Source organism: Streptomyces sp. NPDC052721 (assembly GCF_040678315.1).
Taxonomy (GTDB): Bacteria; Actinomycetota; Actinomycetes; order Streptomycetales; family Streptomycetaceae; genus Streptomyces.
The window spans coordinates 1-15,161 of the sequence record NZ_JBFATL010000082.1; the positions used below are offsets into that span (position 1 = coordinate 1).

The following is a 15,161-nucleotide window of genomic DNA, read 5'->3' on the forward strand; positions in this document are numbered from 1 at the left end:
GGCTCGCCGATCCTCTACTACGGCGACGAGATCGGCATGGGCGACAACATCTGGCTCGGCGACCGCGACGCCGTCCGCACCCCCATGCAGTGGACCCCCGACCGCAACGCCGGCTTCTCGACGTGCGACCCCGGCAGGCTCTACCTCCCCACGATCATGGACCCGGTCTACGGCTACCAGGTCACCAACGTGGAAGCCTCCATGTCGTCCCCGTCCAGCCTGCTGCACTGGACCCGCCGCATGATCGAGATCCGCAAGCAGAACCCCGCCTTCGGACTCGGCTCGTTCACGGAACTCCAGTCCTCCAACCCGGCGGTCCTGGCGTTCCTGCGTGAGTACGGCGACGACCTCGTGCTGTGCGTGAACAACTTCTCCCGCTTCGCCCAGCCCACCGAACTCGACCTGCGGGCCTACGACGGGCGGCACCCGGTCGAACTGATCGGCGGAGTGCGCTTCCCCGCCATCGGTGAACTGCCCTACCTGCTCACCCTGCAAGGCCACGGCTTCTACTGGTTCCGGCTCACCCGAGTCGCATCCCGCATCGGCCGCCGCCGCTGAACGCCCGGCGCCGAGGAAAGGACGCGTCACCATGCCGAAGACCATCACCCCCCGACCGCGCACCGCGGCCGGGCCCGACGGGCCACTGGCCTCGTTGGGCGGGCTGCTGCGCGACTGGCTGCCGAGGCAACGCTGGTTCGCGGGCAAGGACCGGCCGGTCACCGATCTGTCGGTGCTGTCCGTGACGGAGCTGTTCCCGGGGTGTCTGCACCTGCTGGTGCACGCCTCGCACGTGCCGGTGCCCACCCCCGGCGGCACTCCCCCGCCCGGGGACTGCTACCAGCTGCTGCTGGGCCTGCGCCAGCACCTCGCCCCGCGGCTGGAGCGGGCGTTCATCGGGCGCGCCGTGGACGGCCCGCTGGCCGGGCTCGCGGTGTACGACGCCCTGCACGACCCGCGCTCGGCCCATCTGCTGCTGGAGCGGCTGCGGCAGCCCGGCGCGGCGGGCCCGCTGCGGTTCGAGACGGACCCGGCCGCCGATCTGCCCGGCGGTCTGCCGCCACGGCTGCTGGACGCCGAGCAGTCCAACTCCTCGATCGTGTACGGCGACGCGTACATCCTGAAGCTGTTCCGCCGGATCCAGCCGGGCGTCAACCCGGACCTGGAGGTGCCGGCGGCGCTGACCGCGCAGGGCTGCACCCGGGTGCCCGCGCCGGTGGCCTGGTTCACCACGACCGCCCCGCGCCCGGCCACCCTCGGGGTGCTGCAGCCGTTCCTGCCGGACGCCACCGACGGCTGGACGCTGGCACTGCGCGCGCTCGCCGCGGGCGACCACTTCACCGCCGAGTCCCGCGCCCTCGGCCGGGCCATGGCGGAGGTGCACCTGGCGCTGGCCGAGGCCTTCCCGCCGGCCGGGCCCGGCGAGAACGGCCGTACCGCCGAGGCGATGTGCGCGCGGCTCGACGCCGCCGCGCACGCCGTCCCCGGGCTGCTGCCCTACGTGCCCGGCCTGAAGGCCGCTTTCCGGGCGCTCGCCACGTGCGACACCGGGCCGCCCGCCCAGCGCATCCACGGCGATATGCACCTCGGGCAGGTGCTGCGGGCCGGCCGCGACTGGTTCGTCATCGACTTCGAGGGCGAACCGTCCCGTCCGCTCGCCGAGCGACGGGCCCCGCAGTCCCCGGTGCGGGACGTCGCCGGGATGCTGCGCTCCTTCGACTACGCGGCCCGGCAGCGCCGCCCCTGGCGACCCGAGTGGGCGCGCCGCTGCCGGGAGGCGTTCTGCGCGGGCTACGCGGCCCGCGCCGGCTGGGATCCACGCAAGAAGCACGCGCTGCTGCGCGCGCACGAGACGGACAGGGCGGTCTACGAGGTGCTGTACGAGGCGAGACACCGGCCCGACTGGCTGCCGGTACCGATGGCGGCGATCAAACGGCTCGCCGTGTGGGGAGGCTGACCCATGGCACTGAAGGACACCGCGCGCCCCGAGGCCGCCGGGCCCAGGCCGCCCGCGGCCGTGGCCCTGGACCCCGCCGACCGCGGCCGGCTGCTGGCCGGCGCGCATCACGATCCGCACGCCCTGCTGGGCGCGCACCCGGTGCCGGGCGGCACGCTGTTCCGGGCGCTGCGCCCGAACGCCCGGGCGGTGAGCGTCGTGATCGACGGCACGCCCACCGAGCTGCGGTCGGAGGGCGACGGTCTGTTCGCAGCCGTCCTGCCCTGCGCGGAGGTCCCGTCGTACACGCTGCTGGTGGCGTACGACGGCACCGAGCAGGAGGTGCACGACCCGTACCGCTTCCTGCCCGCCCTCGGCGAACTGGACCTGCACCTGATCCGGGAGGGCCGGCACGAGCAGCTGTGGCGGGCGCTCGGGGCCGAGCCGATGGTCCACCAGGGCGTGGCCGGCACCCGCTTCACCGTGTGGGCGCCGAACGCCCAGGGCGTGCGGGTGGCCGGGGACTTCACGTACTGGGACGGCACGCAGTACCCGATGCGGTCGCTCGGCGCGTCCGGGGTGTGGGAGCTGTTCCTGCCCGGGATCGGCGAGGGCACCCGGTACAAGTTCGAGATCACCTCGCGGTACGGGCACCGGTTCCTGAAGGCCGACCCGATGGCGCGGGGCACGGAGGTGCCGCCGGACACGGCGTCGGTCGTGACGTCCTCGCACTACGAGTGGGGCGACGCGGAGTGGATGGCGCACCGCGGTGACACGCCCGTGCACCGGGCGCCGTTCTCGGTGTACGAGGTCCATCTCCCGTCGTGGCGGCCGGGGCTGACGTACCGTCAGCTGGCTGAGGAACTCCCGCCGTACGTCAAGGAGATGGGCTTCACCCACGTGGAGCTGATGCCGGTGGCCGGGTACCCGTTCACCGGCTCCTGGGGGTACCAGGTCACCTCCTACTACGCGCCGACACCCCGGCTCGGCTCGCCGGACGACTTCCGGTACTTCGTGGACGCCTGTCACCGGGCCGGCCTCGGTGTGATCATGGACTGGGTGCCGGCGCACTTCCCCAAGGACGACTGGGCGCTGGCCCGGTTCGACGGGGACCCGCTGTACGAGCCCGGGAACGCCCTGCGGGCGGAGCACCCGGACTGGGGGACGTACGAGTTCGACTACGGCCGCACCGAGGTGCGCAACTTCCTCGTCGCGAACGCGGTGTACTGGTGCGAGGAGTTCCACATCGACGGCCTGCGTGTCGACGCCGTCGCCTCCATGCTCTACCTGGACTACTCGCGGGACTCCGGGCAGTGGGAGCCCAACGTGTTCGGTGGCCGCGAGGACCTGGACGCCGTGGCCTTCCTCCAGGAGATGAACGCCACCGTGTACCGGCGCTGCCCGGGCGTGGTGACCATCGCCGAGGAGTCCACCGCGTGGGACGGGGTGACCCGGCCGACGGACAGCGGCGGGCTCGGCTTCGGGCTGAAGTGGAACATGGGCTGGATGCACGACTCGCTGGAGTACATCCAGAAGGAGCCGGTCCACCGCAAGTACCACCACAACGAGATGACCTTCTCGATGGTGTACGCGTACAGCGAGAACTACGTCCTGCCGATCTCCCACGACGAGGTGGTGCACGGCAAGCAGGCGCTGGTGTCGAAGATGCCCGGCGACTGGTGGCAGCGGCGCGCCAACCACCGGGCCTACCTCGGGTTCATGTGGGCCCACCCCGGTAAACAGTTGTTGTTCATGGGGCAGGAGTTCGCCCAGGGAGCCGAGTGGTCGCACACGCACGGCCCCGAGTGGTGGCTGCTCTCCGACGACTACCACTCCGCCGGCGACCACCGGGGCGTACAGGCCCTGGTGCGGGACCTCAACACGGTGTACCGGGCGACGCCGGCGCTGTGGCAGCGGGACACCGACCCGGGCGGCTTCCGGTGGGTGCTGTGCGACGCGGCGGACGACAACGTCCTGGCGTTCCTGCGCTTCGCCGCCGACGGCGGCCCGCTGCTGGCGGTGTCGAACTTCTCCCCGGTCGTCCGGCACGACTACCGCCTGTGGGTCCCCGACGGGTTCCCCGCCTGGCGCGAGGCGCTGAACACCGACGACACCCGGTACGGCGGCAGCGGCGTCCGCACCGAGGGGCCCGCCAAGCCGGAGGAGGGGTTCCTGACGCTGACGCTGCCCCCGCTCGCCACCGTCTGGCTGACGCCGGAGGACTGAAAGCCGCAGGTGTCGGCGGCCGTACGAGGGGCAGTCGGGGTCGTACAGACAGCGACTGCCCCTCGTGGCACGGACAGAAGGGCGGCACCACGTGCGCACCGTCGGAGTGGAGGAGGAACTCCTTCTGGTCGATCCGGACAGCGGCGACCCGAAGGCGCTGGCGGCGGCCGTCCTCGCCCATGCGGCCCAGGACGATCCCGGACAGGACGTCTTCGAGAAGGAGCTGTTCGGGCAGATGCTGGAGTTCGCCACGCATCCGCAGTCGGCCATGGCGGACCTCGGTGACGAGATCGTCCGCTGCCGCAAGGAGGCGGCACGGCACGCCGGGCAGATCGGCTGCGCGGTCGCCGCGCTGGCCACCTCTCCGCTGCCGGTCAGTCCCGCCCTCAGCGTGAACGACCGGTACCAGTGGCTCGCCGAGCGGTTCGGGATACCCACCTGGGAGCAGCTGGTCTGCGGCTGCCATGTCCATGTGTCGGTGGAGTCCGACGAGGAGGGCGTCGCTGTCCTCGACCGGCTCCGTCCGTGGCTGCCGGTGCTGCGGGCGATCAGCGGGAACTCCCCGTTCTGGCGGGGCCGGAACACCGGCTACGCCAGCTATCGCAGCCGGGTGTGGAACCGGTGGCCGTCGGCCGGGCCGACCGAGCCGTTCGGGTCGGCCGAGCGGTACCACCGCAGGGTGGCCGACATGGTGGCCACCGGGGTGATCCTCGACGAGGCCATGGCCTACTTCGACGCACGGCTGTCGGCCCGCTATCCGACGGTGGAGATCCGGGTGGCGGACGTGTGCCTGTCCGCGGAGAGCGCCGTGCTGATCGCGACGCTCTGCCGTGCCCTCGTGGAGACGGCCGCCCGGGAGTGGCGGGCGGGCCGGTCGGCGCCCGACCCCGGCGTGAGCCTGCTGCGGCTGGCGGACTGGCAGGCCGCCCGGTACGGCCTGGAGGAGGACCTGCTCGACCCGGCGACCATGCAGCCCCGGCGCGCGCCCCGGGTGCTGCGCTCCTTGCTGGAGTACACGGGGGACGCGCTCACCGAGAGCGGCGACGCGGCCCGTACCGAGCGGGCCGTCGAGGAGCTGCTGCGCACGGGCAACGGCGCACGGGAGCAGCGCCGGCTGCTGGAGCACACCGGCAGCCTGCGCGACGTCGTCACCGAGTGCGTGCGCCGCACGCAGGGCTGAGCGGGCCGGTTCAGAGGATCAGTACCAGGGCGTACACCAGGAAGAAGGCCGCGATCAGGACGACCAGCAGCAGGATCAGGGTCAGCGGTGCCTTGGCCCAGCCCCTGCGCTGGACGTGCGGCTCGCGGGGGCCGGCCTCGGGCATGCTGCTCTCGGCCGGCGGTGTCTCACCGGGCGGAACTCCCCCACCTGGTTCCAGACCGGTCGTGCGCTCGGGTTCCGGATCGGGGTTCACATGACTCATGTCTCCCGAGTCCCCAGGACACGCCCACATCATCAGCCGATCACGACTTCACCGTTCCCGTCACCGAACGCGCTTGCCTGGGCTACATTCGAGCACCGCCGGCACCGAGCCGATCGGCGGTGTGACCCTCCGTACACCAGGAGCAGCGCATGCGGAACCTCGCCCTCGCTCCCGCCGTCGCCCCGCCGCTCACCGGCGGACTCGCCGACAGCGTGTTCGCCACGGCGGAACGGAATCCGACGCTGCCGGTCCTCGCGCGCCGGGCCGGGCCCGCCGCTGCCGGATGGCAGGAGGTGACGGCGGTCGAGCTGCGGGACGAGGTGGTCGACCTGGCCAAGGGCCTGATCGCCGCCGGGATCTCGCCCGGCCACCGGGTGGCCCTGATGGCCCGCACCCGCTACGAGTGGACGGTGCTCGCCCACGCGCTGTGGGCGGTGGGCGCCGAGATCGTGCCGGTCCATCCGGCTTCCTCACGGGACCAGGTGGAGTGGATCCTGCGGGACGCGGGCTGTGTGGCCGTGGTCGTGGAGGACGAGCAGGGCGTCATGACCGTCGGCACCGTGTGCACCCGGCTGCCGCGGCTGCGGCACGTCTGGCAGCTCGACGCGGGCGCCCTGCCCGACCTCGTGGAGCGGGGCACGGCCGTCCCGTACACCACGGTGGAGTCGCTGCGCAGGATCGTGCTGCCGGACTCCACGGCGGCCGTCGTCTACACCTCCGGCACCTCGGGGCGCCCGATGGGCTGCGCGCTCAGCCACCGCGGCCTGGCCTACCCCTGCGACACGCTGCTGGCCGGCTGGGCACACACCGCCGCGCCCCCGGGCGAACAGCCGTCCGTGCTGGCGTTCCTGCCGTTCTCGCACGTCTACGGCATCATGATCATGCTGATGTGTGTGCGCGGCGGGGTCCTGATGGCGCACGAGCCGGAGCCGACCGGGACGGCGCTGGCGTCGGCCCTGAGCACGTTCCGGCCGACCTACCTGTACGGCGTGCCGTCGGTGTTCGAGAAGCTCTACAAGAGGTTTCTGCACACCGCCCAACGGGCGGGCCGGGGCGCCCTGTTCGAGCGGGCCGCGCAGACCGCGCGGGACTTCGCCGCGGCCGAGGAGCGCCGGCGGCTGGGCACCGGTCCGGGTCCCGGTCTGGAACTGAAGCTGCAACACGCCCTGTACGAGCGGACGGTGTACCGCAGGCTGCGGGCCGCGCTCGGCGGCCGGGTGGTGCGCGGGACCTCCGGCGGCAGCGGGCTCAACCGCGAACTGTCCCTGTTCTACGAGGGCATCGGCGTGTACCTCCACGACGGGTACGGGCTCACCGAGGCCTCCGGCGGGATCACCATGCAGCCGCTGGGCCGGGAGAAGTCCGGGACCGTGGGCCTGCCGCTGCCCGGCACCGAGATCCAGGTGGCCGACGACGGGGAGATCCTGGTGCGCGGTCCGTCGGTGTTCCAGGGCTACATCAGCGACGAGCAGGCGACCCGGGCCGCGCTGCGCGGCGGCTGGCTGGCCACCGGGGACATCGGCCGGCTGGACTCCGAGGGCTATCTGACGATCACCGGGCGCAAGAAGGACATCATCGTCACCAGCGGCGGCAAGAGCGTGGCCCCGGCGCCGCTGGAGCAGCGGCTGCGGATGCATCCGCTGGTCCACCAGGCGGTGGTGATCGGCGACGACCGGCCCTGTGTCGGCGCCCTGATCACCCTGGACCCGGACTTCCTGGCGGACTGGCGGGCCGCCCTGGCGCTGCAGGGCGACGCCCAGGGCCGGGAGACCCGGGAGGAGAACGCGCTGCGGGAGGAGATCGCGCGGGCGGTGGCCTCCGCCAACAGCGCGGTGTCCCGCGCGGAATCCATCAGGGTCTACCGTGTCCTCCCGGAACCGTTCGCACCGGACAACGGGCTGCTGACGCCGTCCATGAAGCTGCGCCGGGACGCCGTCGTGCGGCACTACGCGGCCGAGATCGAGGCGATGTACCAGGCGCGCTCCCGGTCGCGGCCGCGCCCGCCGGAGCCGGCCGAGTGGGACGAACCGGACGATGTCTTCCGCTGACGAGGACTGGGCGAGTACGGCGTACGGGCGGCGGGGCCGAGGGGGGACGGATAGCCTGCGCGGCTGTGGGAACCCGCAGCGCAGCGAGAGATCAGCAACGACGACCGTTCTGGTCGGAAGGGGCCGAACCGGCCCCTTCCGGGCCGGGGCCGGGGAATGCGAGATGGTGACGGAGCCGCGCTGGGACGACACACCACCCTCGGAGGAGAGGTACGAGCGTACGTTCTCCTTCCCCGGTGAGCTGCGCAACGTCACGGGGGCGCGGCTCGCGGCGGAGGAGTTCCTGTGCGCCCTCGCCCGGGACGCACCGCCGGGAGCGCACGAGTACTGGGACGACATCCTCTTGGTCGTGACCGAACTGGCCGCGAACGCGATCCAGTACGCGCCCGGTCCGTTCGACCTGCGGATGCGCCGCACGTTCGACGGGGTGCACGTGACGATGCGGGACACCAGCACGACCAGGCCGGAGCCGCGGCCGTTCCACCCGCGCACGGGCGGCGGCGGCATCGGCTGGCACCTGGTGCACACGCTGTGCACCCAGGTCAGTGTGGTCGTGCACGACCGGGGCAAGGACATCCACGCGTTCCTGCCCTGGTGACAGGTGTTCGACGTGTAGGTGTGCGCCAGCCGGTTACTCCACGTCCCAGTGGGGGCATGCTGGTCCCCACGCGTGCGTCTGCTGCCGCACCCCGCTGGCGGAACGGCTTAAGGCGCGGTGGGATCGGAGTTGGCGCAGAGCGATCCAGGGCATGCGAACGGCGTCGAGTCGGACCGCCCGGAGCCGCAGAAAGGGATGAACACCGTGACACGACCCAGGATCCTGGTGGTTGGCGCAGGCTTCGCCGGAGTCGACTGCGTCCGCCGTCTGGAGCGGAAACTCGCCCCGGACGAGGCCGACGTCACCCTGGTGACGCCGTTCGCCTACCAGCTCTATCTGCCGCTGCTGCCCCAGGTCGCCTCCGGCGTGCTCACGCCGCAGTCGATCGCCCTGTCCTTGCGCCGCAGCAAGAAGTACCGCACCCGGATCATCCCGGGCGGCGCGATCGGGGTGGACCTGAAGGCCAAGGTGTGCGTCATCCGCACCATCACCGACAAGATCGTCAACGAGCGCTACGACTACATCGTGCTGGCACCGGGCAGCGTGACCCGCACCTTCGACATCCCGGGCCTGACCGAGCACGCCTTCGGGATGAAGACGCTCGCCGAGGCCGCCTACATCCGCGACCACGTCATCTCGCAGCTCGACCTGGCGGACGCCAGCGACGACCCGGCCGAGAAGGCCGCGCGACTGCAGTTCGTGGTGGTCGGCGGCGGCTACGCGGGCACCGAGACCGCGGCCTGCCTCCAGCGGCTGACGCACGCGGCCGTGCAGCGCTATCCGCGGCTGGACCCGGGACTGATCAAGTGGCATCTGATCGACATCGCGCCCAAGCTGATGCCCGAGCTGGGCGACAAGCTCGGCCGCAGCGCGCAGGAGATCCTCAAGCGGCGCGGCATCGAGGTCTCGCTGGGCGTGTCGATCGACAAGGCCGGCCCGGAGGAGGTGACCTTCACCGACGGCCGGGTGGTGCCGACGCACACCCTGATCTGGACGGCCGGGGTGGTCGCCAGCCCGCTCATCGCCACGCTCGGCGCGGAGACGGTCAAGGGCCGGCTGGCGGTCACCGCCGAGATGTGCCTGCCGGGCCACGACGGCGTGTTCGCGCTCGGCGACTCGGCGGCCGTGCCGGACCTGGCCAAGCGCCAGGAGGGCGCGGTCTGCCCGCCCACCGCGCAGCACGCCATGCGGCAGGGCAGGAAGGTCGCCGACAACGTCATCGCGACGCTGCGCGGGCAGCAGATGCAGCCGTACGTCCACAAGGACCTGGGCCTCGTCGTCGACCTCGGCGGCAAGGACGCGGTGTCCAAGCCGCTGGGGATCGAGCTGCGCGGGGTTCCCGCGCAGGCGGTGGCCCGCGGCTATCACTGGTCGGCGCTGCGCACCAACGTCGCCAAGACCCGGGTGATGACCAACTGGCTGCTGAACGCGGTCGCGGGCGACGATTTCGTCCGCACGGGCTTCCAGGCCCGCAAGCCCGCCCGGCTGAAGGACTTCGAGTTCACCGACTCCTACCTGACACCGGACGAGGTCCGGGCGCGGGTGGAGGGCGCGGGCATCGACCATCCGTGATGTGACGTGAATCACCAGGGGACCGCCGATCACTGCGCTGCGGACCGGCGGTCCTCCCTGGTGATCAGAGACCGTCAATCGGAGGGACACCCCGGCATGACCGAGAAGACCGTCAAGGGCCCGGCGAGCTACTTCCCGTCGATCGAGAAGAAGTACGGCCGCCCGGTCGGCGAGTGGCAGGAGCTGATCCGCTCCTCGCCGCTGACGAAGCACATGGAGCTGGTCGGCTGGCTGAAGTCCGAGCACGGCATGGGGCACGGGCATGCCAACGCGCTGGTGGCCGCCACCCTGGCCGAAGGCAGGTGAGCGGGGGCCGCGTGCGATGCTGGGTCAGAGATCGATGTCTGGCACGGGAGAGAGCGCGGCGGCGTGAGGGCAGTGGGACGGTCGGGACGGGTACGGATGTGGGACCGGCTCGCGGCGTCGGACCCCGGACTGCTCCGGCTGACCGCGGGACTGCGCACGGTCACCGCCATCGCCCTCACCCTCGCCGTCCTCGCCGCGCTGCGCGTCCCGGTGTCCCAGCTGGTCGCCGGGGCGATGGCGGCGATGGTCTCCACCTTCGCCATCCGGGAGAAGCAGCGCGCCCAGCAGGCCGTGACACTCGCGGCCGGCCTGCCGGTGGCGCTGGCCTCGGTGTCACTGGGCGCGCTGCTCAACCAACGGGTCGTCGCCGGCGACCTGTTCTTCGTCGTCCTCATCTTCTGCGCCGTCTACGGCCGCCGGTTCGGTGACCGCGGCACGGCGCTGGGGCTGATCGGCTTCCAGGTCTACTTCCTGTCGCTGTTCGTGGGCGCGACGACGTCCGTGCTGCCCGGGCTGTACGGCGTCATCTGCGTGGCGTTCGCGTGCAGCGCCATCGCCCGGTTCGTGGCTCTGCCGCAGACCCCGGCGGGCACCCTGGACCGGCTGCGGCGGGCCTTCCGCGCGCGGCTCGCCCAGCTGCTCGCCACCCAGGCCGAGTTGCTGGACGCCGGTCCCGACGAGGCCGAGAAGGTGCTGGCGGAGCTGCGCACCGGCACCGCGCGGCTGCACGAGACGGCGTTGCTGATCCAGGGCCGGCTGGAGGACGGCACCCCGGACCCGGGGGTGGCCCGGCTGCTCCAGCGCCGCGTCGCGGACGCGGAGATCGCCGCCGAGCGCCTCGGCCTGCTGCTGCTCACCGCGCGCAGCGCGCAGCGGACCGACACCCTCACCCTGCATCTGCCGGGCGCCCCGCTGCCCTCCGGCGGCGAGCTGCCGGTGCGTGACGAGGCGACGGCCGCGCTGCGCCGGGATCTGCGGGCCCTGCGGCTGCTGACGCTGCGGCCGGCCGGGGAGGCGTCGGGGACGGCGCTCGCCCAGGTACGCAACCGGCTGCTCGGCTACCGCGAGGAGGAAAACCTGCCCCGGGCGTCCCCGGCCGTGCAGGACGTCTTCCGGGGCCTCGGCGAGGCCGCCCGGGCCGCCCTGGGCCTGCGGGTCGCCCTGGACGGTCCCCAGGACGAGTCCGACGACACCCCGGCGACCGCCCGCTCACGGGAGGAGCTGGACGCGGAGGACGCCGCGATCGAGGTCAGCGGGGAGAGCGAACCGGAGGAGCCGCAGCCGGCCGGCCTGAAACGGCCCACCACCCGGGCCGCCGTGCAGGTCGCCGTGGGCTCCTCGCTGGCCATCGCCGGCGGTGAGCTGCTGTCCGCCCAGCGCTGGTACTGGGCGGTGCTGACCTGCTGGATCGTTTTCCTGAACACCGCCTCCACCGGCGAGATCCTGGTGAAGGGCTACCGGCGGCTGCTGGGCACGGTGCTCGGCGTGGTGGCCGGCATCGGGCTCGCCGCCCTGGTCGGGCACCACACGTGGACGGCGTTCGCGCTGGTGCTGCTGCTCATCTTCGCGATGTTCTACACCGCGCCCCTGTCGTACACGCTGATGTCGTTCTTCGTGACGGCCATGCTGGGGCTGCTGTACACCCTGCTGAACACCTACAGCATGTCGGTGCTGATGCTGCGGATCGAGGAGACGGCGCTCGGCGCGGCCTGCGGGGTGATCGCGGCGGCCGTGGTGCTGCCGGTCCACACCGACCGCCGTACCAACGAGCTGCTGGTCGCGGTGCTGGACCGGCTCGCCGACGTCACGCGGGGCGCCGTCGACCAGCTCAGCGGCGGGGCGGGCGGCGACCTGGTGGAGCAGGCGCGCCGGCTGGACCAGGCGCTGGCCGACCTGCGCGCGGCCGTCCAGCCGCTCACGCATCCGATCACCCCGCTGCGCTCGCGCCGTAACACGGCCCGCTATGTGGTGGCACTGCTGGAGACCTGCGCCTACCACGGGCGGTCCCTCGCGGCCACGGCCGAGTTGCTGCCGACGCATCCGGCGATCGCGGCGGACCCCCGGCTGCGCGGGGCGTGCGGACGGATCGTGCACAACATCGAGGCGATCGCGGCGCACGTCACGGACCCGAGGTCCCCGGCGCAGATCGAAACCGGCCCCAGCATCGCGTCGATGCTGGAGCCGGGCACCCTGCACACCCCGCGCTACGGCCGCGTGACCGACCGGGTGCTGCGCCATCTGCAGCGCCTGGACGAGGCCGTCTCCGGCCTGGCCCGGCCGCTGGGCCTGGCCGGTGGCCCGGCCCAGCCGGGGACGTGAGTACTCACCGCGGGTCGGCGCCGGGGCGGCGGCTGCCCAGCACCTCGTCGCGGACGCGGGCGCAGCTGCGGCTGATCAGCCGGGAGACGTGCATCTGGGAGATGCCGAGCCGGTCGGCGATGCGGCTCTGGGTCATGTCCTCGAAGAAACGCATGTAGAGAATGGCCCGCTCGCGCTCGGGCAGTCGGCGCAGCCCCTCCTTGGCGGCCTCGCGGTCGACCACGACGTCGTAGGAGGTGTCCGTGGCACCGAGGGTGTCGGCGAGGCTGTAGCCGTCGTCGCCGCTGGAGAGTTCGGCGTCCAGCGACAGGGTGCTGAAGCTCTCCAGCGCCTCCATGCCGGCGGTGACGTCCTCCTCGCTGAGCCCGGTGTGGGCGGCGATGTCGGCGACGGTGGGCTCGGGGCTCCCGGGGTTCTGGGTGAGTTCCCGCCGGGCCACCCGCACCCGGTTGCGCAGTTCCTGCACCCGGCGCGGCACCCTGAGGGCCCACATACGGTCGCGGAAGTGCCGCTTGACCTCGCCGGTGATGGTCGGCACGGCGTAGCTCTCGAAGGCCCCGCGCGAGGGGTCGAATCGGTCGATGGCCTTCACCAGGCCCAGGGCCGCCACCTGGCGCAGGTCCTCGACGGACTCGCCCCGGTCGCGGAACCGGCCGGCGATCCGGTGGGCCATGGGGAGCCAGGCGGTGACGAGTTCGTCGCGTACGGCGTCCCGCTCGGGTCCGTCCTCCAGTTCCGCCAGCCGGACGAACAGCTCCGCGGTGTCCGGAGCGTCGTCGTGGTTCCGCCGGGCGGGCGCCGCGGCGGTGGCACCGGTGGTGGCGCTGGTGGTGGCGGTCGTGCCGGGACGGCTTGTCGACATGTCGGTCAGCATGCGGAATCGCTCCTGAACGTGGTTTCAGGGCACACGGCCGGAACTGCGGTTCCAGGTCCTGGCCCGAACGGTGGTGTCAGGGTTCTCCGCGGGTGAGCCACCCGGCCCGCCGGAAGGGGGCCCAGGCAGCGGGATTGTCCCCGCGGGGCACGCGCCTCCGGTCCGAAGCACGAAATTCCGTCTGCCCCTCGCCCCCACCCGCAAACGCGGTGAGCGGAACTTCCCGCACCGCTTCAGCGGAGCGGTACGACGGCCGTGATGCACTTGCCTCCGCGAGGCAGCTCCGCCACCCGGACGTCCCGGGCCAGCCGGCACACGATGGGCCAGCCACGGCCGCCGGGGCGGGCGTGGCCGCCCTCGTCGCCGGCCGGATCGGCGACCGGGAGGTCGTCGCTGTTGTCGCTCACCGAGACCCGGACGCCGCCACCGTCGACATCGACGTCGAAGCCGGTGATGCCGCCGCCGTGCAGCAGGGCGTTGGTGGTGAGTTCCGAAGTGACCAGCAGCGCGTCCTGGACGGCCTGGGCCGGGCACGGCAGGGCGCGGGCCCGGCACCGCTCGGTCATGACACGCTCCACCGCTCTGCGGGCCTCGGCCGGCCGGCACGGCACCCGGCCGTGTGTCTCCGGCAGGGTCGCGGTGGAAGTGGTCCGGTGCTTGTCGAGCATCCCTTCCTCCTTGAGCGGCGCCCGGATTGCAGGGTTCTCTCCCACTTCCGGCTGACCCGCTACCGCGTTGTCAAACACCCTCGGTACCCGTGTCATCACGGCGGACCGAGCGGGTACCCGCTCGACATGACCGATGTGGTGGACGCGGACGAGTTGTTGCGGCGGATCCGGCGGGGCCAGGAGCGCGCGGCCGAGGAGGAGCGGGCCTGGCGGGAGCGGGCACAAAGCCTGACGGCGACGGATCCGGAGGGCGCGCGGGAGGCGGCGGACCGGGCCCGGGCGTTCGAGGCGGTGCTGCGGGTGCTGGAGGAGATCGTCCGGCCGGGCGGGGGCCCGGTGCGGACGGAAGGAGTGAAACAGGTCACCTGACCCGCTTCCGGTTACCCAAAAGTACGGCAGATGGTTTATGGTTCACCCATAAGTGGTGCGAGAGCAGCGCGGAACCGTTCTTCCCCGCTCCTCGTGTCACTACATACGGCCCTGGCTGGTTTCCCCCGTCCAGCCAGGGCTTTTTGCTGCCCCGAGCGCGACACGCGGGCGGAGATGCGCGTCCCTCGACGTGCTCCGGACGGTCACAGCGGCTGAAATGGGCTTGAGAGCACAGCACCCGAACCGCAACCGCCGCCGGCGAGGAGCCATGCGCCATGACCAAAGCGATCAAACTGCTGACCGCCCTCCCCCAGGCGCAGCGAGAGCGCCTGATGGAGCTGGCGAAGGAGGTGTCCTTCCCGGAGGACACCCGCATCTTCGAAGCCGGCGGCACCGCCGACCGGTTCTGGGTGATCCGCTCGGGCGCGGTCCACCTGGACCAGCAGGTCACCTCCCGGCAGCGGGTGACCGTGGCCACGCTGGGCGCGGGCGACATGCTCGGCTGGTCCTGGCTGTTCCCGCCGTACCAGTGGGACTTCGGCGCGGTGGCCTTCAGCAACGTACGGGCCTACGAGTTCGACGGGCCGTCGGTGCTCGGGCTCTGCGTGGAGGATCCGCTGCTCGGGCTCTCGCTGGTGCGGACGGTGGCCGAGATCCTCGCCCACCGGCTGGAGACCACCCGGGGAAAGCTCATGGAGCAGTACACGATGCGGCGGCGCAGCAGCCCGATCTAGGCCCTGTCGTCAAACTCCCGTCTGCCGCGCGACGCCATGCACGCACTCTCGCCGCACCGGGCCCCGACCCAAGTACATCCAGTACGAGGG

14 protein-coding genes are annotated in these 15,161 nt (G+C 72.3%); 11 read left to right on the plus strand and 3 right to left on the minus strand.

Translation table 11 applies throughout. The annotated features are described in order from the left end of the window. From AB0L21_RS38770 to AB0L21_RS38785, 4 genes are all read left to right on the plus strand, one after another. The coding region (locus AB0L21_RS38770) for an alpha-glucosidase C-terminal domain-containing protein (protein WP_365711145.1) at nt 1-558 on the plus strand (558 nt) is incomplete at its 5' end. Nucleotides 559-589: 31 nt separating this feature from the next. Then, nucleotides 590-1,954 carry a maltokinase gene (locus AB0L21_RS38775; RefSeq protein WP_365788678.1) on the plus strand — a complete coding sequence of 455 codons (1,365 nt, stop codon included), beginning with the start codon at nt 590-592 and terminating at the stop codon, nt 1,952-1,954. 3 nt (nt 1,955-1,957) lie between these two features. Then, complete coding sequence (glgB, locus tag AB0L21_RS38780; protein ID WP_365788679.1) at nt 1,958-4,159, plus strand: 1,4-alpha-glucan branching enzyme; 2,202 nt, start codon at nt 1,958-1,960, stop codon at nt 4,157-4,159. Nucleotides 4,160-4,250: 91 nt separating this feature from the next. Beyond that, nucleotides 4,251-5,339 carry a glutamate--cysteine ligase gene (locus AB0L21_RS38785; protein ID WP_365711139.1) on the plus strand — a complete coding sequence of 363 codons (1,089 nt, stop codon included), beginning with the start codon at nt 4,251-4,253 and terminating at the stop codon, nt 5,337-5,339. Between the two features lie 10 nt (nt 5,340-5,349). Here AB0L21_RS38785 and AB0L21_RS38790 read toward each other — a convergent pair whose 3' ends face one another. Beyond that, nucleotides 5,350-5,583, minus strand: a complete 234-nt coding sequence (locus AB0L21_RS38790) for a DUF6480 family protein (RefSeq protein WP_041664959.1) — start codon at nt 5,581-5,583, stop codon at nt 5,350-5,352. A 149-nt stretch (nt 5,584-5,732) separates the two neighbouring features. On the opposite strand from AB0L21_RS38790, the gene AB0L21_RS38795 reads away from it, so the two are divergent. The 5 genes from AB0L21_RS38795 to AB0L21_RS38815 all read left to right on the plus strand — a co-directional run bounded on the left by AB0L21_RS38795 (nt 5,733) and on the right by AB0L21_RS38815 (nt 12,426). Next, complete coding sequence (locus tag AB0L21_RS38795) at nt 5,733-7,631, plus strand: AMP-dependent synthetase/ligase (protein WP_365788680.1); 1,899 nt, start codon at nt 5,733-5,735, stop codon at nt 7,629-7,631. 163 nt (nt 7,632-7,794) lie between these two features. After that, complete coding sequence (locus AB0L21_RS38800; protein WP_365711131.1) at nt 7,795-8,229, plus strand: ATP-binding protein; 435 nt, start codon at nt 7,795-7,797, stop codon at nt 8,227-8,229. Between the two features lie 195 nt (nt 8,230-8,424). Continuing rightward, nucleotides 8,425-9,801, plus strand: coding sequence for an NAD(P)/FAD-dependent oxidoreductase (locus AB0L21_RS38805; protein ID WP_365788681.1), 1,377 nt, complete (start codon nt 8,425-8,427; stop codon nt 9,799-9,801). 96 nt (nt 9,802-9,897) lie between these two features. After that, complete coding sequence (locus AB0L21_RS38810; RefSeq protein WP_365711128.1) at nt 9,898-10,107, plus strand: DUF4287 domain-containing protein; 210 nt, start codon at nt 9,898-9,900, stop codon at nt 10,105-10,107. 96 nt (nt 10,108-10,203) lie between these two features. Beyond that, complete coding sequence (locus tag AB0L21_RS38815) at nt 10,204-12,426, plus strand: FUSC family protein (RefSeq protein WP_365711147.1); 2,223 nt, start codon at nt 10,204-10,206, stop codon at nt 12,424-12,426. A gap of 4 nt (nt 12,427-12,430) precedes the next feature. Here AB0L21_RS38815 and AB0L21_RS38820 read toward each other — a convergent pair whose 3' ends face one another. Beyond that, nucleotides 12,431-13,300 (minus strand): SigB/SigF/SigG family RNA polymerase sigma factor, encoded by an 870-nt coding sequence (locus AB0L21_RS38820; protein WP_365711126.1) that lies wholly within the window; start codon nt 13,298-13,300, stop codon nt 12,431-12,433. A 233-nt stretch (nt 13,301-13,533) separates the two neighbouring features. After that, a complete protein-coding gene (locus AB0L21_RS38825) occupies nt 13,534-13,968 on the minus strand; it encodes an ATP-binding protein (RefSeq protein WP_365711124.1) in 435 nt (144 codons plus the stop codon). A gap of 126 nt (nt 13,969-14,094) precedes the next feature. Here AB0L21_RS38825 and AB0L21_RS38830 point away from each other — a divergent pair, with 126 nt between their 5' ends. Continuing rightward, nucleotides 14,095-14,337: a hypothetical protein gene (locus AB0L21_RS38830; RefSeq protein WP_014670725.1), complete on the plus strand. Its 243-nt coding sequence runs from the start codon at nt 14,095-14,097 to the stop codon at nt 14,335-14,337. A 275-nt stretch (nt 14,338-14,612) separates the two neighbouring features. Then, nucleotides 14,613-15,071: a cyclic nucleotide-binding domain-containing protein gene (locus AB0L21_RS38835; RefSeq protein ID WP_365711122.1), complete on the plus strand. Its 459-nt coding sequence runs from the start codon at nt 14,613-14,615 to the stop codon at nt 15,069-15,071. Nucleotides 15,072-15,161 lie beyond the last annotated feature (90 nt).

Coding starts and splice junctions, on each gene's coding strand:
- glgB (WP_365788679.1), top strand. CDS start 1,958: ATGGCACTGAAGGACACCGCGCGCCCCGAGGCCGCCGGGCCCAGGCCG.
- AB0L21_RS38810 (WP_365711128.1), top strand. CDS start 9,898: ATGACCGAGAAGACCGTCAAGGGCCCGGCGAGCTACTTCCCGTCGATC.
- AB0L21_RS38835 (WP_365711122.1), top strand. CDS start 14,613: ATGACCAAAGCGATCAAACTGCTGACCGCCCTCCCCCAGGCGCAGCGA.
- AB0L21_RS38820 (WP_365711126.1), bottom strand. CDS start 13,300: ATGCTGACCGACATGTCGACAAGCCGTCCCGGCACGACCGCCACCACC.
- AB0L21_RS38775 (WP_365788678.1), top strand. CDS start 590: ATGCCGAAGACCATCACCCCCCGACCGCGCACCGCGGCCGGGCCCGAC.
- AB0L21_RS38830 (WP_014670725.1), top strand. CDS start 14,095: ATGACCGATGTGGTGGACGCGGACGAGTTGTTGCGGCGGATCCGGCGG.
- AB0L21_RS38800 (WP_365711131.1), top strand. CDS start 7,795: ATGGTGACGGAGCCGCGCTGGGACGACACACCACCCTCGGAGGAGAGG.
- AB0L21_RS38805 (WP_365788681.1), top strand. CDS start 8,425: ATGAACACCGTGACACGACCCAGGATCCTGGTGGTTGGCGCAGGCTTC.
- AB0L21_RS38795 (WP_365788680.1), top strand. CDS start 5,733: ATGCGGAACCTCGCCCTCGCTCCCGCCGTCGCCCCGCCGCTCACCGGC.
- AB0L21_RS38790 (WP_041664959.1), bottom strand. CDS start 5,583: ATGAGTCATGTGAACCCCGATCCGGAACCCGAGCGCACGACCGGTCTG.
- AB0L21_RS38825 (WP_365711124.1), bottom strand. CDS start 13,968: ATGCTCGACAAGCACCGGACCACTTCCACCGCGACCCTGCCGGAGACA.
- AB0L21_RS38815 (WP_365711147.1), top strand. CDS start 10,204: ATGTGGGACCGGCTCGCGGCGTCGGACCCCGGACTGCTCCGGCTGACC.